Raw genomic sequence first — 18,685 nt, 5'->3', positions numbered from 1 at the left:
CTCCTTCGCGGATCAGAGGAACGGGAGGTACAGGACGACGCACAGGACGAGCGCGACGGTGCCGAGCAGGGCGGGCGAGCGGTACCAGGCGGTGTCCGTCGCGACCGAGTCGCCGTGCAGGTCGATCTTGCCCACGCCGTAGACGAGTCCCCCGAGCTCCTTCTCGTCCTTCGGCTTGGTGAGCATCGAGACGACGAAGCCGACGACCAGCACGGTGACGAACGAGATGATCGCGCCGTACAGGGTCTCCGCGGTCGCGGTGGCGAACAGGTCCGGGTTGACCAGGTAGGCGATCCAGGTGATCGTCGGGGTCACGATGCCGAGGACGTAGCCCCAGAGCGCACCCTGCGTCGTCATGCGCTTCCACAGCAGGCCGAGGATGAACACGGCGAACAGCGGTGCGTTGAAGAACGAGAACAGCGTCTGCATGTACGTCATGATGTTCGACGCCTGGGCCGCGATGAACGCGGTCGCGATGCCGACCACGACGCCGACGACGGTGACCCAGCGGCCGGTCTTCAGGTAGTGCAGGTCGGGCATGTTCGGGCGGATGTAGCGCTGCCAGATGTCGTAGGTGAAGACGGTGTTGAACGACGAGACGTTCGCCGCCATGCCGGCCATGAAGGACGCCAGCAGACCGGTCACCGCGATGCCGAGCACACCGGTCGGCAGGTACATCTGGATGAGCTTCGGGATCGCGTCGTTGTAGGTCAGCGTGCCGTCGGCGAATTGATTGCCCACGACGGCCGCGGCGATGAGGCCCGGGATCACGACGATGGCCGGGATGAAGAGCTTCGGGATCGCGGCGATGAGCGGGGTGCGGCGGGCCGCGGACATGTTCTTCGCCGAGAACGCGCGCTGCACCTCGGTGAAGTTCGTGGTCCAGTAGCCGAAGCCGAGCACGAAGCCCAGGCCGAGCACGATGGCGAGCCAGTTGGCGCCGATCGGGTTGGTGACGTCTCCGAAGCCGGTGCCGGCCCAGGCCTGCAGGTGCTGCACGCCCTGGGTCTCGGTGATGGCCTTCGACAGGCCGTCCCAGCCGCCGACGCGGTGCAGACCGACGATCGTCAGCGGGATGAGCCCGGCGATGATCACGAAGAACTGCATGACCTCGTTGTAGATCGCGCTCGAGAGCCCGCCGAGGGTGATGTAGACGAGCACGAAGCCTGCGGAGACGATGATCGCCAGCCACTCCGGCCAGCCGAGCATGGCCTCGATGACGATGGCCATCGCGTACAGGTTGATGCCCGCGATGAGCACGTTCGACACCGCGAACGCGATCGCGTTCACCAGGTGCGGCGCCTTGCCGAAGCGGCGCAGCATGAACTCCGGCACGGAGCGGACCTTCGAGCCGTAGTAGAACGGCATCATCACGAGGCCGAGGAACACCATCGCGGGCACGGCGCCGACGAGGTAGTAGTGCAGGGTGGCCATGCCGATCTGGGCACCGTTGGCCGCCATGCCGAGGATCTCGGTGGCGCCGAGGTTCGCGGACACGAACGCCAGGCCCGTGATCCACGCCGGCATCGAGCGGCCGGACAGGAAGAAGTCCATGCTCGTCCGGACCTGCTTGCGGGCGGTGAACCCGATCCCGATGACGACCGCGAAGTACACGATGATCATCAGGTAGTCGACCCAGCCCAAGTCGAGCCGGATCCCTTCGTTCGCTGCAGCGAGAACCATTCACATCTCCACGTCAGTGTGTTGCAGTCGACAACTCTGCCGACTCGGACGGAGACGTTACACCGATTTGTGACCGTTCACATAGCCAGCGCATGCATCGTCCGAGCCGCGCAGCGCTCCCCCGGTTCGCTACGCTCGGCCCATGACCGACGCGTCGCGCATCCTCGTCCTCAACGGCCCGAACCTCGACATCCTCGGGCGCCGCGACCCGGAGCAGTACGGCACCGTGACGCTCGCCGAGATCGAGGCGATCGTGCACACCGAGGCGGCCGTGCACGGGCTCGAGGCCGACTTCCGCCAGACGAACCGCGAGGGCGAGCTGGTCGAGTGGCTGCACGAGGCCCTCGACGACTTCGCCGCGGTCGTCATCAACCCCGCCGCCTACGCGCACACCTCGGTCGCGCTGCACGACGCGGTGGAGGCCCTGTGGGTCCCCGTCGTCGAGGTGCACCTGTCGAACACGTGGAAGCGCGAGCCGTTCCGCCACGTCGACCACGTCGCCACCGCCGCGACGGCGGTCATCGCCGGCGCGGGCGCCGATGGCTACCGCCTGGCGGTCGCGCACGTCGCGTCCCTGCTCGGCTGAGCCAACCACCGGACGGGAGGCCCGTGGCGGCGTCGCCACGGGCCTCCCGTCCGCCATCTGGTCACGCTGGGTCGCGCCCGTTCCTTCCCATGGCACGCGCGATGCAAGGTGGTTCCGGGCATACCTGGTGAGAACTTTCGACCAGGGACGCCCGGAACCACCAGGGACGCCCGGAAGTGCCGGGCGCGCGCACGAGGATCAGAACTCGGCGGGGCGCCGCACGTCGGTCAGGCCGGCGGTGGCGAAGCCGCCGCGGATGAGCGGCACGGCCCGGCGCACGGCCTGGTCGATGCGGAGCTCCAGGTCGACGCTCGCGATGTCGTAGCCACCCTCGCGCTTGGTGAAGTCCCGCTCGTTGCCGAACACCCCGAGCGGCAGGGTCGTGGACTGGAAGAACCCGAACAGCGGGCGCATCTGGTGCTCGACGAGCAGGGCGTGCCGGTCGCTGCCGCCGGTGGCGGTCAGGAGCACCGGGGTGTCGACGAGGTCGTACTGCCCGACCCAGTCGAAGAAGAGCTTGAAGGCGCCGGAGTAGGCCGCCCGGAAGGCCGGGCTGCCCACGACGAGCACGTCCGCGGCCTCCACCGTCTCGAGGGCCCGGCGGGTGCGGTCGGACATCGTCTCGCGACCCGACGCCGCTCCGAGGTCGGCCAGCAGCGGGCCGATCTCGATCGTCTCGGTCCGGGCGCCGTCGATCTCCTCGGCCAACCGGGCCACCGTCGCCGCGACCAGGGTCGAGGTCCGCGAGGGGTCCGATGGGCTGCCACTGACGCCGACGACCAGTTCTCCGCTCATGCGGTCGATGCTCACACGCCGCCGGGGCGGGCGGCACGTTCGTGACGACATGTGTCGGGTGCCAGTCGGTCGGGGTAGCGTCCGCGCCATGCAGACCTTCCTGCCGTTCGCCGACTTCCGGGCATCCGCCGAGGTCCTCGACGACCGGCGGCTCGGCAAGCAGCGGGTCGAGACCCTGCAGGTGATGCGCGCACTGACACTCCCCGACTACGGCTGGCAGCACCACCCGGTGACGGCGATGTGGCGCGGCTACCGTCCGGCGCTGATGGCGTACCAGGAGGCAACGTGCCGCGTCTGGGCCGAGCGCGGGTACGCCGACACGTGTCTCGAGAAGACCCTGCTCGACCTGGGCCGTGTGCCGGAGGACCTGGCGGCGTACGAGCGCGGCGACGTGCCGGTCCCGCCGTGGAACGACGACGAGGCCCTGCACGTCTCGCACCGCTCGAAGCTCGTGCAGAAGGCGCCGGAGCACTACCGGGAGCTGTTCCCGGACGTGCCGGACGACCTGGACTACGTCTGGCCGGGGACACCCGAACCGGCGACGCACACCGGCTGACCGTCAGGCGACCGCCCGGCGGTCAGGCGACGGGGATCCAGCGACCGCCCTCGCGCCGGGTGACGACGTCGGAGCGGATCTCGACCACGTCCCGCAGCCCGTCGACTGCGGCGTCGCGGACGGCCGCGGCGGCACGGTCGTCCTCGGCCTCGAAGCGCACGACGGCACAGGGGACACCACGGAGCAGCCGTACGTCCTCGGCCTCGACCACGGCGTGTTCGCGCACGAGGGCGGCCGCGGCGGGCAGGACGGCGTCCGGGGCGGTGCCGGGTGCGAGGGCACCGATCGCCAGGGTCGCGCGGTACGAGGGCATGCGACGACGCTACCGGGGAACCGGATCCCGCCGTGGGCTGCAGGGGAACCGACGCCGCTCAGGGGTGCGGACGTCGACCCACGGCGGGATCGCGGTGTACGGCGGGACACGACGACAGGGGGAACGTCGCGCCCCGCGCCGGACGTCGATCAGGGGGTCGACATCCGGTCTGGGTCCACCGCGCGGCTCGGTTCAGGGGAACCGCACGGTGGTGGACCTCAAGGGTGTTCGGTGTCCTCTCGGTACCGGTCCGTCTCGGTCGGTGCGGGCATCGACCGGTGGGCGGCGGCTGGCCGGACCATCGGGAGCAGGGCACTCCCGGCGGTCGCGAGCGCTCCGACCACGGCGATGATCCCGAGCGGGGCCGTGCCGAGGTCGTGCTGCGCTGCCAGGGCGAGCGCGACGAGGGTGGCCGGCGCCGGCAGGAGCTGTACCGCTCGGAAGCGGTCGTCCCGTCGTGTCCGGGTCATCATCGCGTTTGCCATGACGACACTCTGACGCAGATCGGTTGTCCGCAGAAGGGGGGACACGTACCCAGAGATGGAGTAGAACGTCTAGTACACCTCAGCCGAGGGCGCGGACGGTCGCCACGGCGTCGGCCACGGCCCCGACGACGACCGGGACGTCGTCGGCCGTGAGTGCTGCGTCGAACGTCAGGCGGAGCGCGGTGCGCGCCACGTCCTCGGGGATCCCGAGCGCCGTGAGCACGTGGGAGGCCTCGGTGCTGCCCGCGGCACAGGCACTGCCCGACGACGACACCACGTCGCGCTGCTCGAGCTCGAGCAGGACGGTCTCGCCGTTGACGCCCGGGAAGCAGAACGACGCGTGCCCGGGCAGCCGGTGCTCCCGCGACCCGGTGACGAACGCTCCGGGGACCGCGGCGAGCACGCCGTCGAGCACCGCGTCGCGCACGGTGGTCGCCGTGCCCTCCCCCGACCGCACCGTCTCCGCCGCCAGCCCGAGGGCGGTCGCCACCGCCACGGCACCGGCCACGTCCTCGGTACCGGACCGCCGCCCCCGTTCCTGTCCCCCGCCGTGCAGCAGCGGCTCGAGCGGGACGCCGGCGCGCACGGCGAGCACGCCGGTGCCCTTCGGGGCACCGAGCTTGTGCCCGGACAACGACAGCGCGTCGACGCCCAGCACCCCGAGACCGATCGGCAGCCAGGGCGCGGACTGCACGGCGTCGGTGTGGAACCGCGCCCCGACCTCGTGCGCCACCGCCGCGAGCGCGGGGACGTCCTGCACGGTGCCGATCTCGTTGTCGGCGTGCGCGATCGAGACGAGCGTGGTGTCCGGGCGGAGTGCCGCGCGCAGCACCGCCGGGTCGACGCGGCCGTCCGGGCCGACGGGCAGCACGGTGACGTCGAAGTCGTGGAAGCGGGCGAGGTACGCGCAGCTCTCCAGCACCGCCTCGTGCTCGATGGCGCTCGTGACGACGTGCCGACCGCGGGGCGCGGCGAGGGCGATCCCCTTGATCGCGGTGTTCGCCCCCTCGGTGCCGCCGGTGGTGAAGACGACCTCGGCGGGCCGGCACCCGAGCACCCCGGCGACGGCGGCCCGTGCGGCGGTGAGTCCCCGCGCGGCCTCGTCCCCGACCCCGTGCGTCGACGAGGGGTTGCCGAACACCCCCGTCAGGTAGGGCCACATCGCCTCGAGCACCTCGCGGCGGACCGGGGTGGTGGCGGCGCGGTCCAGGTAGAACACGACTAGTCCCGCACGGGCACCGCGACGTGCTCGGGCACCGCGACGTCGATGTCGAGTCCGAGGTCGAGCGCCCGCGCCGAGTGGGTCAGCGCCCCGACCGAGATGACGTCGACGCCGGTCGCCGCGATCGCCGCGACGGTGTCGAGCGACACGCCGCCCGAGGCCTCGACGAGCGCGCGGCCGGCGACGATGCCGACCCCGGTCACGAGTTCGTCCGGGGTGAAGTTGTCGAGCATGATCGTGTCGACCCCGGCCGCGACGACGGGTTCGATCTGGTCGATGCGGTCCACCTCGACCTCCACGTGCACGGTGTGCCCGAGCCGCTGGCGGGCCTGGGCGATCGCGTCGCCGATGCCGATGCCGCCGGCCAGGAGCACCGCCAGGTGGTTGTCCTTGGCGAGCACGGCGTCGGACAGCGAGGTGCGGTGGTTGTGTCCGCCGCCGCACCGGACGGCGTACCGCTCGAGCGCTCGGAGGCCCGGCGTCGTCTTCCGGGTGTCGACGATCCGCGCCGAGGTGCCCGCGGCGGCCGCGACGTGCGCCGCGGTGGTCGTCGCGATGCCCGACATCCGCTGCACCAGGTTGAGGGCGACCCGTTCGGCCCGCAGCACGGCGCGCGCCGACCCGGTCACGGTCGCGAGGACGTCGCCCGCGACGAAGCGCGTCCCGTCGGCGACGTGCACGACGGTGTGGATCGCCGGGTCGACGGCGTGCATCACGGCGACGAACACCGCGCCGCCACTCAGCACGCCGGGCTCGCGCGCGCCGAGGGTCGCGGTCGCGGTCGCCTCGGTGGGGATCAGGGTCTCGCTGGTGACGTCGCCCCAGGGCGCGTCCTCCTCGAGCGCGGTCTCGATCACGCGACGGAGCGCGTGCGGCGGGATGGTGCCGGGGTCGGTGGTCATGCGGGTACCTCCTGCGGGACGGCTGCGGAGCCGTCGGCGCGTTCGTCCGTGTGCTCGTCGGGCTGTGCATCGGTGTGGTCGGCGACCCAGGCGTACGAGGCCGGGGCGGTGGGGTCGGTGTCGGGGTGGTCGGTGCGGGCGTGCGCCCCGCGGGACTCCGTGCGGGCCTCGGCGGCGAGCGCGACGAGTCGCGCCAGGTCGAGGAGCGCACGGTCCTCGTGCTCGCGCACGCCGCCGCCGGTCGGCGCGGTCAGCGCGTCGAGGTCGCGGCGCGCGCTGGCCAGCCCGACGGCGTCACGGAGCAGCCCGACGCGGTCCGTCATGACGGACTGGACCGCCTGCCGGACGGCACCCACGTCGGCGAGGTGGGTCGCGCCTCCAGGCAGGGTCGGACGGGAGGCGCGGATCGCGTCGGCCGCTCGGGGCACGCTGGTGACGTGGAGACCCGCGTCCCCGCGCAGGCGGAGCAGGCCGGGTCGCGGTGCGGCGACCGCGTCCGCTGCGCGGACCGCGAAGACGAGTCCCTCGAGCAGCGAGTTCGAGGCGAGCCGGTTGGCGCCGTGGACGCCGGTGCAGGCGGCTTCACCGACGGCGAGGAGTCCGGGCAGGCTGGTGCGGCCCTCGGCGTCGGTGGCGATGCCGCCCATCGAGTAGTGCGCGGCCGGTGCGACCGGGACGCCTTCGCGGGTCCAGTCGAAGCCGGCGGCGCGGGTCGCCCGGGTGAGTCCGGGGAACCGCGTGACCAGGAACCCGGCGTCGAGGCCGGTGGCGTCGAGGAGCACGGGTGCGCCGCCCTGGTCGCGCACCGCGGCAGCGATCCCCCGGGCGACGACGTCACGCGGGGCGAGCTCGGCGTCCGGGTGCACGTCGGTCATGAAGCGGTGCCCGGCGGCGTCGCGGAGGACGGCGCCCTCACCGCGGACGGCTTCGGACACCAGGCCGCCACCGGGGACGGCGAGCCGTGTCGGGTGGAACTGGACGAACTCCAGGTCGGCGAGGACGGCGCCGGCGCGCCAAGCGGCGGCGACCCCGTCGCCCGTCGCGACCAGGGGGTTCGTCGTCTCGCGGTACAGGTGTCCGGCTCCCCCGGACGCGATGACGACGGCGTCCGCGTCGAGGCGGCGGGGTTCCCCGAGCAGGTCGAGGACGTCGACGCCGACGACCACCCCGCCGCGGACGACCAGGTCGGTCAGGCTCGTGCGCTCCAGGATCGTGACGTGCCGTCGGTGCAGTGCCGCGATGAGGGTGCGTTCGATGGCGGCTCCGGTCGCGTCACCGTCGGCGTGCACGACGCGCCACCGGCCGTGCGCGGCTTCTCGCCCGCGGGCTAGGTCGTCGCCGTACCGGTCGAGGGTCGCCGGGTCCGACGACCGGTCGAAGGGCACCCCGAGGGCGAGCAGGTCGCGGACGCGGGCCGGGCCGTCGGTGCACAGGACCTCGACGGCCCGGGCGTCGGCGCTGCCCGCCGCCGCGACGTGGGTGTCGGCCTGGTGCAGCGCCGCGGAGTCGTCGGCACCGAGCGCCACCGCGATGCCGCCCTGGGCGTACGCGGTGGCGCTGTCGGCGAGCGCCCCCTTCGTCACCAGGGTGACGTCGTGCAGGGCACTGGCGCGGATCGCTGCGGTCAGCCCGGCGATGCCGGAGCCGACGATGACGACGTGCACGGTGGTCTCCCTCCTTCGGTCGGGTCCGCGTCTCAGCCGCGCGGCTTGGCGGCGAGCATGCGCTCGAGCGCGACCTTGGCGTCGGCCTGCACGTCGGCGGGGACGACGATCTCGTTGAGGACCTCGCCGCGGACGAGTGCCTCGAGCACCCAGGCGAGGTAGCCCGGGTGGATCCGGTACATCGTCGAGCAGGGGCAGACGACCGGGTCGAGGCAGAAGATCGTGTGCTGCGGGTACTCGGCGGCGAGCCGGTTCACCATGTTGATCTCGGTGCCGATCGCGAACGTCGTCGGCTCGGTGGCCGCGGCGACGGTCTTCCGGATCAGGTCGGTGCTGCCGGCGTGGTCAGCGGCGTCGACGACGGCCATCGGGCACTCCGGGTGCACGATGACCTGCACGCCCGGGTGCTCGCGGCGGGCCTGGTCGATCTGCTCGACGGTGAAGCGGCGGTGCACCGAGCAGAAGCCGTGCCAGAGGATGACCTTCGCCGCTTCGAGGTCGCTCGTCTCGTTGCCGCCGAGGGGCTTCCGGGGGTTCCACATCGGCATCAGGTCCGTGCTGATGCCCATCGCCTTCGCGGTGTTGCGGCCGAGGTGCTGGTCGGGGAAGAACAGGACGCGCTGCCCACGCTCGAAGGCCCACTCGAGCACGGTCGCGGCGTTCGACGAGGTGCACACGATGCCGCCGTTGCGACCGCAGAACGCCTTGAGGTCGGCGGCGGAGTTCATGTAGGTGACCGGGATCACGGGGACGCGGCCGTCGGCGTCGGGCTCGGTGCCGTACACCGCGGTCAGTTCCGCCCACGCCGCCTCGACGCTGTCGATGTCGGCCATGTCGGCCATCGAGCAGCCGGCGGCCAGGTTCGGCAGGATCACGCGCTGGTCGTCGCGCGCCAGGATGTCGGCGGTCTCAGCCATGAAGTGCACGCCGCAGAACACGATCGCCTCGGCGTCGGGCTTCGTCAGGGCGGCGTTCGCGAGCTGGAACGAGTCGCCGAGGAAGTCCGCGTGCCGGACGACCTCGTCGCGCTGGTAGAAGTGCCCGAGGACGACGACCCGGTCGCCGAGGGTGGCCTTCGCCCGCTCGATGCGCTCGTGGAGCTCGTCGGTCGGGGTCGTCTTGTACTCGTCGGGCAGGACGCCCTGGCGCGGGGCGCTCGTCGGGATGACGTCGGACATCGACGACCCCGGGCCGTACCCGGGGCGGGAGTCGAAGTCCCACGTCGGCATGGCGAGGTCGGGCGTGCAGGTGCTGCCGCCGGCCTTGCCGTTGGAGATGAGTTCGATCGTCGTGGCGATGGACACGGGGCTTCCTATCGGTTCCGCTGCTGGTGCTGATCGGCCCCGGTCTGCAGCGGGCCGTTGTCCGCGTAGGCCAGGTCGGGGTTCGAGCGGTACAGCCGGGCCGGACGGTGCCGGCCCCCGCTCGTGGTCTCGTCGGTCGGCAGGACCGCGTCGGTCTTCTCGACCTGCCGACGGAAGTTCGCGGGGTCGAGTGCACGGCCGAGCACCGCCTCGTACACGCCGCGGAGTTCGGCGAGGGTGAAGCGGTCGCCGAGGAACGCCTGCGCGATCCGCGAGTACGACATCTTGTTGCGCAGCCGCCACAGGGCGTACTCGACGATGCGGTCGTGGTCGAAGGCGAGGGGCGGGTGCTCGTCGGCCAGGAACCACCGGACGTTCCAGTCGTCGGGCACGACGTTCGCCTCGTCCGGGTGCACGAGTGCCCAGTACACGATCGACACCACGCGGCTCGGGGAGCGTCCGACGTCACCGAACGCGTAGAGCTGCTCGAGGTACCGCGGCTGGACGTTCGTCGTCTCGCGCAGTCGGGCGGCCGCGGAGTCCTCGAGCCCCTCGTCGTCGCCGACCCAGCCGCCGGGGAGCGCCCAGGAACCCTCGAACGGTTCGGCGACGCGACGGACGAGCGGCATCCACAGCGCCGGGGCCCCGGTGTCGGGGTGCGGGCGCAGTGCGACGATCACGGTGGAGACCGCGACGCGGATGCCTGCTTCGTCCATGGTGGAGATAGTGTCAATCTGACTCGAAGTGTTCGGGTTGGGATGACACTATCACTGCCGACGCGGTGCGCTCGTCACGAGCCGGAAACAGATCGTCACGGGGCCGAAAACTCCCGGAGGGCCGTCGCGGTTAGCGTGGAGGACATGACGACGGTGACGAGGGTGCATGCCGTGGTGTCGGGGACGGTCCAGGGGGTCGGCTTCCGGTACTGGACCGCTCGGAAGGCGGACGGGCTCGACCTCGTCGGCTACGCGAGGAACCTCTGGGACGGCACGGTGGAGGTCGAGGCAGAGGGACCCTCGGTCGCCGTGGACTCGTTGGTCGAGTGCCTGCGCACCGGTCCGCCGTCGGCCACCGTGACCGACGTCAGCCTCCGGTCGGTCGTGCCGCACGGCGACGCCGACGGGTTCGCGATCCTGCACTGAGCAGACGTGTGTGGGAGCTGCGCCGACGACCGGCGTGCTCGGCACCGATCGTTCACCTGCGGATGTCGGAGCGAAGCGGAATAATCGCATCCACTCAGGGAGTTGGCCTGTCTGCGCGTCCTGCGCCACACCCGTTCCACCCGTCGTGAACCACCAGGAGCACCCGCATGACCCAGGCCGTCGATTCCGCCCCCCGCACGGGAAGCGTCTCGCAGCCGTCCGCTGCCGAGACCCGACTCGTGATCGGGCTGCTGCTCGTCTCCGCGTTCGTCGTCATCCTCAACGAGACCATCATGGGCGTGGCCCTGCCCCGGCTCATGGACGACCTGGACATCAGCGCCGCGACCGGCCAGTGGCTGACCACCGGCTTCCTGCTCACCATGGCGGTCGTCATCCCGATCACCGGGTTCCTGCTGCAGCGCTTCAACACCCGACCGGTGTTCGTCTGGGCGATGGGCCTGTTCTCGGTCGGCACGCTGATCGCCCTGCTCGCGCCGGGCTTCACCGTCCTGCTCGTCGGCCGCATCGTGCAGGCCAGCGGCACCGCGATCATGATGCCGCTGCTCATGACGACGGTCCTGACCCTCGTCGACCCCGCGCACCGTGGTCGCATCATGGGCAACATCTCGATCGTCATCTCGGTCGCTCCGGCCATCGGCCCGACGATCTCCGGCCTGATCCTCAACGCGTTCTCGTGGCGCTGGCTGTTCGGCTTCGTGCTGCCCATCGCGATCGCGGCGCTCATCCTCGGCATGGTCAAGGTGCAGAACGTCTCGACGCCGCGCAAGGCACCGATCGACGTCGTCTCGGTCATCCTCTCCGCCTTCGCGTTCGGCGGCATCGTCTACGGCCTGTCCAGCATCGGTGAAGCCGGCACGACCGGTCCGCTCGTCCCGGTGACCGCCCTGGTCGTCGGTGCCGTGGCCCTGGCGGTGTTCATCGTCCGGCAGACGCGCCTGCAGCGCACCGACAGCGCCCTGCTCGACCTGCGCACCTTCCGCACCCGTGGCTTCACGGTGCCGATCGTCGCGATGGGCCTGAGCTTCATGGCGATGTTCGGCACGCTCATCCTGCTGCCGATCTACCTGGAGCGCGTCCTCGGCCTCGAGGTCCTGCAGGTCGGCCTGCTGCTGCTCCCCGGTGGCCTGCTGATGGGCCTGCTCTCCCCCATCGTCGGTCGCATCTACGACCGCCGTGGCCCGCGCGTGCTGCTCATCCCCGGATCGATCATCGTCAGCGCCGTGCTCTGGGCGCTCTCCACCGTGGGTGTCGACACCAGCGTGTGGTTCGTCCTCGGTGCGCACGTGGTGCTGAGCATCGGCCTGGCCCTGACCTTCACGCCGCTGTTCACCGCGGCGCTCGGCGGGTTGCCCCCGAAGCTGTACTCGCACGGCAGCGCGGTGCTCGGCACGGCGCAGCAGCTCGCCGGTGCGGCGGGCACGGCCCTGTTCGTCACGCTGCTGACGATCGGTGCGGCCACCGCCGTCGAGGGCTCCGGTGCCCGCGGGGTCCAGGTGGCCACCGCATCGGGCGTCGGCACCGCCTTCATGGTCGGCGCGATCATCTCGCTGTTCGGCATCCTGGCGTCGGTGTTCGTCCGCCGGCCCGAGGTGCCCGAGGGCGCGCCGACGCCCCCGCCCGTGCACTGACCGACGAGCTTCGCGCACCGACCGACGAGCCGGGCCGGACGCCGAACCCGTGACGGGACCGGCGCCCGGCCCGCTCCCGTCTCCGGCCCGCGTGGCAGGGTGGGCGCCATGCGGTCGACGACGAGCGAGCTCAACTGGTCCGGCACGGTCACGTACACGGCCGAACGGGTCGTCCGCCCGTCGTCGATCGACGAGGCCGCCCAGGTCGTGGCCGACGCCGACCGGGTGCACGGCCTCGGCACCCGGCACTCGTTCAACGACGTCGCCGACACCGCAGGCACCCTGCTCGACCTGACCGGCATCCCCGCCGACCTGGTCGTCGACGCCGAGCGCCGCACCGTCACGCTCGGGGCCGGCACCCGGTACGGCGACGTCGCGGCCGACATCGACCGTGCCGGGTTCGCCCTGCACAACACGGGGTCCCTGCCGCACATCTCGGTCGGGGGTGCGGTCGCGACGGGCACCCACGGCTCCGGCACAACACTGGGCTCGCTCGCCACCGCGGTGCGCGCGTTCGAGGTGCTCGGTCCGGACGGCTCCGCCCGGACGATCGACCGGACGGACCCCGCGTTCGACGGTGCCGTACTGCACCTCGGACTGCTCGGCATCGTGACCCGGGTGACCCTCGACGTCGAACCGTCCTACCGGATGCGTCAGGACGTCTACGGCGCGATCCCCTGGGACACCTTCACGGCGAACGTCGCTGCCGTGCACGCCGCCGCGTACTCGGTGTGCGCCTACACCGTGTTCGGCGATGCGATCACCGAGGTCCTGGTGAAGTCGCGCGTCCCCGAGGGCGCCGAGGACGTGCCGGTCCCGGAGACCTTGGCCGGCGCACGGCGCCTGCCCGGCACCCCCGGCGACGACCACCGGACCGCGCGCGACGGCTCGGTCGGCCCGTGGTGGGACCGCCTGCCGCACTTCCCGATCGGGTCCGTCCCGAGCCACGGGTCCGAGGTGCAGAGCGAGCACTTCGTCCCGCTCCGGCACGCGGCGGCCGCCCTCGACGCGCTCCGGGGGCTCGCCGACCGGATCCAGCCGCACCTGCACGTCTGCGAACTCCGGACGATGGCCGCGGACGACCTCTGGCTCAGCCCGACCCAGGGCGAGGACGTCCTCTGCATCGCGTTCACCTGGAAGAAGCACCCGGCAGAGGTCGCCGCGCTCCTGCCCGACCTGGAGTCCCGGCTCGCGGCCTTCGACGGCCGACCGCACTGGGGCAAGATGAGCTCGCTCGACCACGCGACGATCGCCGGGCTGTACCCGCGGCTGGCGGACTTCCGCGACCTCGTCGCCCGGACCGACCCGGAGCGGACGTTCGCATCCGCGTTCGGCGAGCGGGTGCTCGGGACCTGACCCGGGCCTCCAGGCCGTGCCCCGCTAATCGGTCGTGAACGCGAGCGGCGTGATCGTCCGCGTCTCGCCGTCCCAGTGGCGCACGCCGCCGACCACGAGGGTCTCCGGCAGCGGCACGGCGCGCAGCGCAGCGACGGCGCGCGGCAGGTCTTCGTCGCGCACCCGACGGGCCAGCGTGACGTGCGGCGACCAGTGCCCGGGCACCGACGTCTCGACGCCGCCGGGGGCGACAGCGTGCACCTCGCCGTGGAAGGTCGTGAGCGCCGCGTCGAGGACCACCGCGCGCACCAGCACCGACCGACCGGCACCCGCGGGGAAGAGCAGCAGCCCGCCGAGCCGGATCGCTGTCGGGACCGACGTGCGGAACCCGGCCGGCACGGGCAGCGTGTCCCCGGCGGCCAGGGTGACGTGCGGGGCGTTCGACGGCGACGGGTGCCGACCGAGGCTCGGCAGGTCGGCGTCGATCAGGGCCTGCCAGGCGGACCGCACGGCGGCGTCCGCCTCCGGGCCGAGGACGAGTTCGATGCTGCGCACGATCCGAGTCAACCAAGTCGTGTCGGGACGCGTGCTCCCACGCAGGCGGCACGGATCGAGTGCTGCGTAACACGACGGAACGGAACTCGCACCGGGGGTGGACCGCACGTCACACTCGTCTCCACGCCGCGGACCACCGCGGCTCCCCCACACGCACTGCCCACGAGGAGCACCAGCATGTCCGCAGCCCCCGCACTGCCCGAGAAGCCGAAGGGCAAGCGCACGATCGGCTGGATCGTCGCGGCCGCGATCGTCGTCGTGGCGATCGTCGTCGCCGTCGTCGTCGGAGCCCTCCGCTCCGGGAGCAACGACGCCGGTGCCGCCGGTGACGCCGCCCCGAAGACCGTCACGATCGGTGTCTCGGACAAGTCGCTCGGCTACTGGAACACGTACACGAAGCTCGCGAAGGACAAGCTCAACGTCACCGTCAAGCTGACGAACTTCTCGGACTACTCGCTGCCGAACCCCGCCCTCAAGGACGGCCAGCTGGACATCAACCAGTTCCAGCACATCCAGTACCTGGCGGACTACAACGTCACGTCGAACGACGACCTGCAGCCGATCGGCTCGACCGCCGTGTACCCGCTGCCGCTCTACGCGACGAAGTACGACAAGCCGTCCGAGCTGCCCGCGAACGCGAAGGTCGCGATCCCGAACGACTCGATCAACCAGGCCCGTGCGCTCCTGATCCTGCAGGCGGCGGACCTGATCACCCTGAAGGACGGCGGCTCGGCGTTCTCCACCGCGGACGACATCGAGACGAAGAAGGTCGACGTCCAGCCCCTCGACGCCTCGCAGACCGCGAACGCGCTGCAGCAGGGCTCCGTCGCCGCCGCCGTCGTGAACAACAACTTCGCCACCGCCGCCGGTCTGCCGATCTCGGACGCGATCTACCAGGACGACCCCTCGAGCGCGAGCGCCGCCCCGTACGTGAACGTCTTCGCCGTCCGCGACGAGGACAAGGGCAACAAGACCTACCTCGACCTGGCGGAGCTGTTCCAGGACGACGCCGTGCAGAAGGCCTTCGCGAAGGACCTGCCCGAGGCCGTCGCCCGCGACGAGAGCGCCTCGAAGCTGCAGGACGAGCTCGCCCAGGTCGAGCAGGACGCGAAGGCGGCCAAGCAGTAGTGCCGGTCCTCGTCGAACTCCGCGGCGTCTCGAAGCACTACCGCCGCGCCGACACCGGCGAGACCGTGGTGGCCGTCGAGGACGTCTCCCTGGACGTGCACCAGGGAGAGGTCCTCGGCGTCATCGGGTACTCCGGTGCCGGCAAGTCCACCCTGGTCCGCCTGGTCAACGCGCTGGAACTGCCGAGCTCCGGCACGGTGACCGTCGCAGGCCGCGAGCTGACGGCGATCCCCGAGCGGGACCGCCGTCTGGCGCGTCGCAACATCGGGATGATCTTCCAGCAGTTCAACCTGTTCCGGTCCCGCACGATCGCCGGCAACGTCGCGTACCCGCTCAAGGTCGCCGGCGTGCCGAAGGCCGAGCGGAACCGTCGCGTCGCCGAGCTGCTCGACTTCGTGGGCCTGCTCGAGCGCGCCCACGCCTACCCGGAGCAGCTGTCCGGCGGCCAGAAGCAGCGCGTCGGCATCGCCCGCGCCCTCGCCGCGTCGCCCGACCTGCTGCTCGCCGACGAGGCGACCAGCGCTCTCGACCCGGAGACCACCTCCGAGGTGCTCGCGTTGCTCCGCCGGGTCAACCGGGAGCTCGGCGTCACCATCATCGTGATCACGCACGAGATGGACGCCGTCCGGCAGATCGCCGACCGGGTCGCCGTGATGGAGCAGGGGCGGGTCGTCGAGGTCGGGGACGTCTACGACGTGTTCTCGACCCCGAAGACCGGTGCCGCGCAGCGCTTCGTCCGCACCGCGCTGCACGACCGGCCCTCCCCCGAGACGCTCCGGCGCCTGCGGGACCGCCACCCGGGTCGGCTCGTCACGGTGCAGATCACCGACGAGGCCGGGCTGCAGAACCGCATCGACGCAGCCTTCCGCGCCGCCGGGGTCACCGCCGAGCTCGTCTACGGCGGGGTCGGCGAGATCCGAGAGCGTCGGATCGGGTCGCTCACCTACGAGCTGAGCGACGCCAGCGGCGGTCCCGGTGGGCCAGGCGGTTCCGGCCGGTCCGGCGCGTCCGGCGCCATCGACGCCGCGATCGCCGCACTCCGCGCCGACGGCGTCACGACCGACGAGGAGGCCGCCGCGTGAACAACAACTCGTTCCAGAGCGTGATCGACACGTTCGACGTCTTCCTCGCCGCCATCCGCGACACCATCGTGATGTCGCTGATCTCGCTGGTCATCGCCGGGGTCATCGGCCTCGCGCTCGGCCTGCTGCTCTACGCGACCCGGCCGGGCAACGTCCTCGGCAACCGCACCGCGTACACGGTGCTCAACGTGTTCGTGAACCTGATCCGCCCGATCCCGTTCGTGATCTTCCTCGCCGCGATCGCGCCGCTGTCGCGGGTCGTCGTGCAGACCACGATCGGTGTCCCCGCGGTGACCTTCGCGATCTCGTTGGCCGCGGCCTTCGCGGTGTCCCGGATCGTCGAGCAGAACCTGCTGTCGGTCGACCCGGGCGTCGTCGAGGCGGCTCGGGCCTCGGGTGCGCACCCGGTCTCGATCCTGCTGACCGTGCTCATCCCCGAGGGTCTCGGCCCCCTGATCCTCGGCTACACGTTCATCTACATCGGCATCGTCGACATGACGGCGCAGGGTGCGCTGATCGGTGGTGGCGGGCTCGGCGAGTACGCGATCACCTACGGCTCGCAGCGCTACGACTGGTGGGTGGTCTACGTCTCGGTGGCGGCGATCGTCGTCATCGTGCAGCTCGGCCAGTTCATCGGCAACCGCTTGGCGCGGGCGACGCTGCGTCGCTGACGCGGGCGGGTTCCGAGGGCAACCGCCTGGAGGCCCGGTGCCGGTCCACGAGACCGGCACCGGGCCTCCGATGCGTCGCCGCCCGGACGGACGCGCCCAGCGTCGTGCGCCGAGCGGTCACGACTCCCCGCTCATCTCTGCCGAGGTCGCACGAACCGTCGTTTACCGGGCCCGCAACCGACAGTTCCCGACCACTCGGCGCCACACCCGCGGCATGTCGAGCGACCTCGGCACGTGCTGCCGAGCGGTCACGACTCCCCGCTCACCTCCGCCGAGGTCGCACGAACCGTCGCCCGACGCCCCCGCAACCGACAGTTCCCGACCACTCGGCGGCACACACGGGGCACGTCGTGCAACCTCGGCACGCGCCGCCGGCGCGCCCGACGGCCCCCTGCCGAGCGGTCACCACTCCCCGCTCACCTCCGCCGAGGTCGCACGATCCGTCGCCCGACGCCCCCGCAACCGACAATTTGCGACCACTCGGCGATGCGCACACGGCACGTCGAGCGACCTCGCCACGCGGCCGCCGACGCACCCGACGGCCTCCTGCCGAGCGGTCATAACTCCCCGCTGACCTCCGCCGAGGTCGCACGAACCGTCGCCCGGCGCCCCCGCAACCGACAGTTCCCGACCACTCGGCGATGCGCACGCGCCGCCGACGCGCCCGACGGCCCACTGCCGAGCGGTCACGACTCCCCGCTCATCTCCGCCGAGGTCGCACGAACCGTCGTTTACCGGGCCCGCAACCGACAGTTTGCGACCACTCGGCGATGTGCACGCGGCATGTCGTGCGACCTCGGCGGCCGGCACGAGCGGCCGCCGACGCGGGTCAGGCGGCGGGAGCCTCGACGGTGGTGACGGCGCCGGTCTCGCCGGGGTGCTCGTAGTGGGCACGCACCAGGATCGGGCGGTGGTCGGAGATGCCGGCCGGCAGGGTCTCGACGCCGGCGATGTGCAGGCCGACACTCGTCGCGAAGTCGAAGTGGCCGGTGAACTTGCGGTAGCGCAGGTACGTCGGCTGGTCGGACAGCGACAGCGCGAACCCGCCCTGCTCGATCTTGCGGCGCAGGTTCGTCTGGAACCACGGGTAGTTGAAGTCGCCGACCATGACCGCGGGGACGTCCTTCGCCAGCTCGCGCAGGAACTGGTGCGCGGCCTCGATCTGCTTGCGACGCAGGGAGTTCGTCGCGGTCAGCGGTGAGGCGTGGAACGAGGCGACGACGACCTCGGCGTCGGCCTCGGTGTCGCGCAGGTGCATCGCGATGAGCCGTTCGTGCGCGGGTGCGAGGACCCGATCGTGCAGCGACTTCTGCAGCGAGTGGATGCTGAAGTCCTGCACCTCGAAGCGGTCGTCGCGCTTGTAGATCGCGAGCCCGAGCCGGTTGGTGCGGGTCGACGCGGCGAGCGAGAGGCCGCCGATCGACGGTGCGAGGTCGTTGCTGTCGCACTCCTGCACGCACAGGACGTCGGCGTCGGACGCCTCGGCCAGTGCGGCGAGCTCGCTGTTCGCGGTGTGCTCGCGGAGGTTGTAACTGACGACACGGAGCTGCGTGGGCTGCACGGTCTGCTCTGATGCGATCGTGCTCTGCTGCTCTGGCGCGGCCATGCTGCCT

General features: G+C 71.7%; 19 protein-coding genes. 8 read left to right on the top strand and 11 right to left on the bottom strand.

Annotated elements, in window-relative coordinates; all coding sequences use genetic code 11:
* Positions 1 to 12: 12 nt before the first annotated feature.
* Complete coding sequence (locus tag DEJ09_RS01515; RefSeq protein WP_071405106.1) at positions 13 to 1,683, bottom strand: sodium:solute symporter family protein; 1,671 nt, start codon at positions 1,681 to 1,683, stop codon at positions 13 to 15.
* 142 nt (positions 1,684 to 1,825) lie between these two features.
* On the opposite strand from DEJ09_RS01515, the gene aroQ reads away from it, so the two are divergent.
* Positions 1,826 to 2,269: a type II 3-dehydroquinate dehydratase gene (aroQ, locus tag DEJ09_RS01510; RefSeq protein ID WP_027466301.1), complete on the top strand. Its 444-nt coding sequence runs from the start codon at positions 1,826 to 1,828 to the stop codon at positions 2,267 to 2,269.
* Positions 2,270 to 2,467: 198 nt separating this feature from the next.
* On the opposite strand, the gene DEJ09_RS01505 is transcribed toward aroQ, so the two are convergent.
* Positions 2,468 to 3,064 carry an NAD(P)H-dependent oxidoreductase gene (locus DEJ09_RS01505; protein WP_027466300.1) on the bottom strand — a complete coding sequence of 199 codons (597 nt, stop codon included), beginning with the start codon at positions 3,062 to 3,064 and terminating at the stop codon, positions 2,468 to 2,470.
* A gap of 88 nt (positions 3,065 to 3,152) precedes the next feature.
* On the opposite strand from DEJ09_RS01505, the gene DEJ09_RS01500 reads away from it, so the two are divergent.
* Positions 3,153 to 3,620 carry an MSMEG_6728 family protein gene (locus DEJ09_RS01500; RefSeq protein ID WP_111087417.1) on the top strand — a complete coding sequence of 156 codons (468 nt, stop codon included), beginning with the start codon at positions 3,153 to 3,155 and terminating at the stop codon, positions 3,618 to 3,620.
* A 22-nt stretch (positions 3,621 to 3,642) separates the two neighbouring features.
* Here DEJ09_RS01500 and DEJ09_RS01495 read toward each other — a convergent pair whose 3' ends face one another.
* From DEJ09_RS01495 to DEJ09_RS01465, 7 genes are all read right to left on the bottom strand, one after another.
* Positions 3,643 to 3,933 carry a hypothetical protein gene (locus DEJ09_RS01495; protein ID WP_110863438.1) on the bottom strand — a complete coding sequence of 97 codons (291 nt, stop codon included), beginning with the start codon at positions 3,931 to 3,933 and terminating at the stop codon, positions 3,643 to 3,645.
* A 218-nt stretch (positions 3,934 to 4,151) separates the two neighbouring features.
* A complete protein-coding gene (locus DEJ09_RS01490) occupies positions 4,152 to 4,418 on the bottom strand; it encodes a hypothetical protein (RefSeq protein WP_111233264.1) in 267 nt (88 codons plus the stop codon).
* A 79-nt stretch (positions 4,419 to 4,497) separates the two neighbouring features.
* Positions 4,498 to 5,637, bottom strand: a complete 1,140-nt coding sequence (locus DEJ09_RS01485) for a cysteine desulfurase family protein (protein ID WP_111087416.1) — start codon at positions 5,635 to 5,637, stop codon at positions 4,498 to 4,500.
* A 2-nt stretch (positions 5,638 to 5,639) separates the two neighbouring features.
* The gene (nadC, locus tag DEJ09_RS01480) at positions 5,640 to 6,542 is read right to left on the bottom strand and encodes a carboxylating nicotinate-nucleotide diphosphorylase (RefSeq protein WP_111087415.1); all 903 of its coding nucleotides are present in this window, start codon (positions 6,540 to 6,542) and stop codon (positions 5,640 to 5,642) included.
* The gene (nadB, locus tag DEJ09_RS01475) at positions 6,539 to 8,206 is read right to left on the bottom strand and encodes an L-aspartate oxidase (RefSeq protein ID WP_111087414.1); all 1,668 of its coding nucleotides are present in this window, start codon (positions 8,204 to 8,206) and stop codon (positions 6,539 to 6,541) included. The genes nadC and nadB overlap by 4 nt, the downstream gene beginning before the upstream one ends.
* 32 nt (positions 8,207 to 8,238) lie before the next feature.
* Entirely contained in the window at positions 8,239 to 9,510 is a 1,272-nt protein-coding gene (gene nadA, locus DEJ09_RS01470) for a quinolinate synthase NadA (protein ID WP_111046759.1), read from the bottom strand.
* 8 nt (positions 9,511 to 9,518) lie between these two features.
* A complete protein-coding gene (locus tag DEJ09_RS01465; protein WP_035808830.1) occupies positions 9,519 to 10,226 on the bottom strand; it encodes an NUDIX domain-containing protein in 708 nt (235 codons plus the stop codon).
* A 144-nt stretch (positions 10,227 to 10,370) separates the two neighbouring features.
* On the opposite strand from DEJ09_RS01465, the gene DEJ09_RS01460 reads away from it, so the two are divergent.
* The 3 genes from DEJ09_RS01460 to DEJ09_RS01450 all read left to right on the top strand — a co-directional run bounded on the left by DEJ09_RS01460 (position 10,371) and on the right by DEJ09_RS01450 (position 13,657).
* A complete protein-coding gene (locus DEJ09_RS01460) occupies positions 10,371 to 10,652 on the top strand; it encodes an acylphosphatase (protein ID WP_071247546.1) in 282 nt (93 codons plus the stop codon).
* Between the two features lie 167 nt (positions 10,653 to 10,819).
* Entirely contained in the window at positions 10,820 to 12,301 is a 1,482-nt protein-coding gene (locus tag DEJ09_RS01455) for an MDR family MFS transporter (RefSeq protein WP_110863444.1), read from the top strand.
* 108 nt (positions 12,302 to 12,409) lie between these two features.
* A complete protein-coding gene (locus DEJ09_RS01450; protein ID WP_111087413.1) occupies positions 12,410 to 13,657 on the top strand; it encodes a D-arabinono-1,4-lactone oxidase in 1,248 nt (415 codons plus the stop codon).
* Positions 13,658 to 13,681: 24 nt separating this feature from the next.
* Here the strand turns inward: DEJ09_RS01450 and DEJ09_RS01445 are convergent, their stop codons facing one another.
* A complete protein-coding gene (locus tag DEJ09_RS01445) occupies positions 13,682 to 14,191 on the bottom strand; it encodes a 2'-5' RNA ligase family protein (protein ID WP_111087412.1) in 510 nt (169 codons plus the stop codon).
* Positions 14,192 to 14,368: 177 nt separating this feature from the next.
* Here DEJ09_RS01445 and DEJ09_RS01440 point away from each other — a divergent pair, with 177 nt between their 5' ends.
* From DEJ09_RS01440 to DEJ09_RS01430, 3 genes are read left to right on the top strand one after another with little or no spacing between them, the layout of a single operon-like run.
* A complete protein-coding gene (locus DEJ09_RS01440) occupies positions 14,369 to 15,319 on the top strand; it encodes a MetQ/NlpA family ABC transporter substrate-binding protein (RefSeq protein ID WP_111087411.1) in 951 nt (316 codons plus the stop codon).
* On the top strand, positions 15,319 to 16,401 hold the full coding sequence (locus DEJ09_RS01435; RefSeq protein WP_111087410.1) for a methionine ABC transporter ATP-binding protein: 1,083 nt from the start codon (positions 15,319 to 15,321) through the stop codon (positions 16,399 to 16,401). Before DEJ09_RS01440 ends, DEJ09_RS01435 begins: the two co-directional genes overlap by 1 nt.
* Complete coding sequence (locus tag DEJ09_RS01430; protein ID WP_017888525.1) at positions 16,398 to 17,072, top strand: methionine ABC transporter permease; 675 nt, start codon at positions 16,398 to 16,400, stop codon at positions 17,070 to 17,072. Before DEJ09_RS01435 ends, DEJ09_RS01430 begins: the two co-directional genes overlap by 4 nt.
* 829 nt (positions 17,073 to 17,901) lie before the next feature.
* Here DEJ09_RS01430 and DEJ09_RS01425 read toward each other — a convergent pair.
* Entirely contained in the window at positions 17,902 to 18,678 is a 777-nt protein-coding gene (locus DEJ09_RS01425; protein ID WP_071405095.1) for an endonuclease/exonuclease/phosphatase family protein, read from the bottom strand.
* Positions 18,679 to 18,685: the final 7 nt, after the last annotated feature.

It is taken from the genome of Curtobacterium sp. MCLR17_055 (genome assembly GCF_003234305.1).
GTDB classification, from domain to species: domain Bacteria; phylum Actinomycetota; class Actinomycetes; order Actinomycetales; family Microbacteriaceae; genus Curtobacterium; species Curtobacterium flaccumfaciens.
This window is presented reverse-complemented; position numbering and strand designations above follow the sequence as displayed.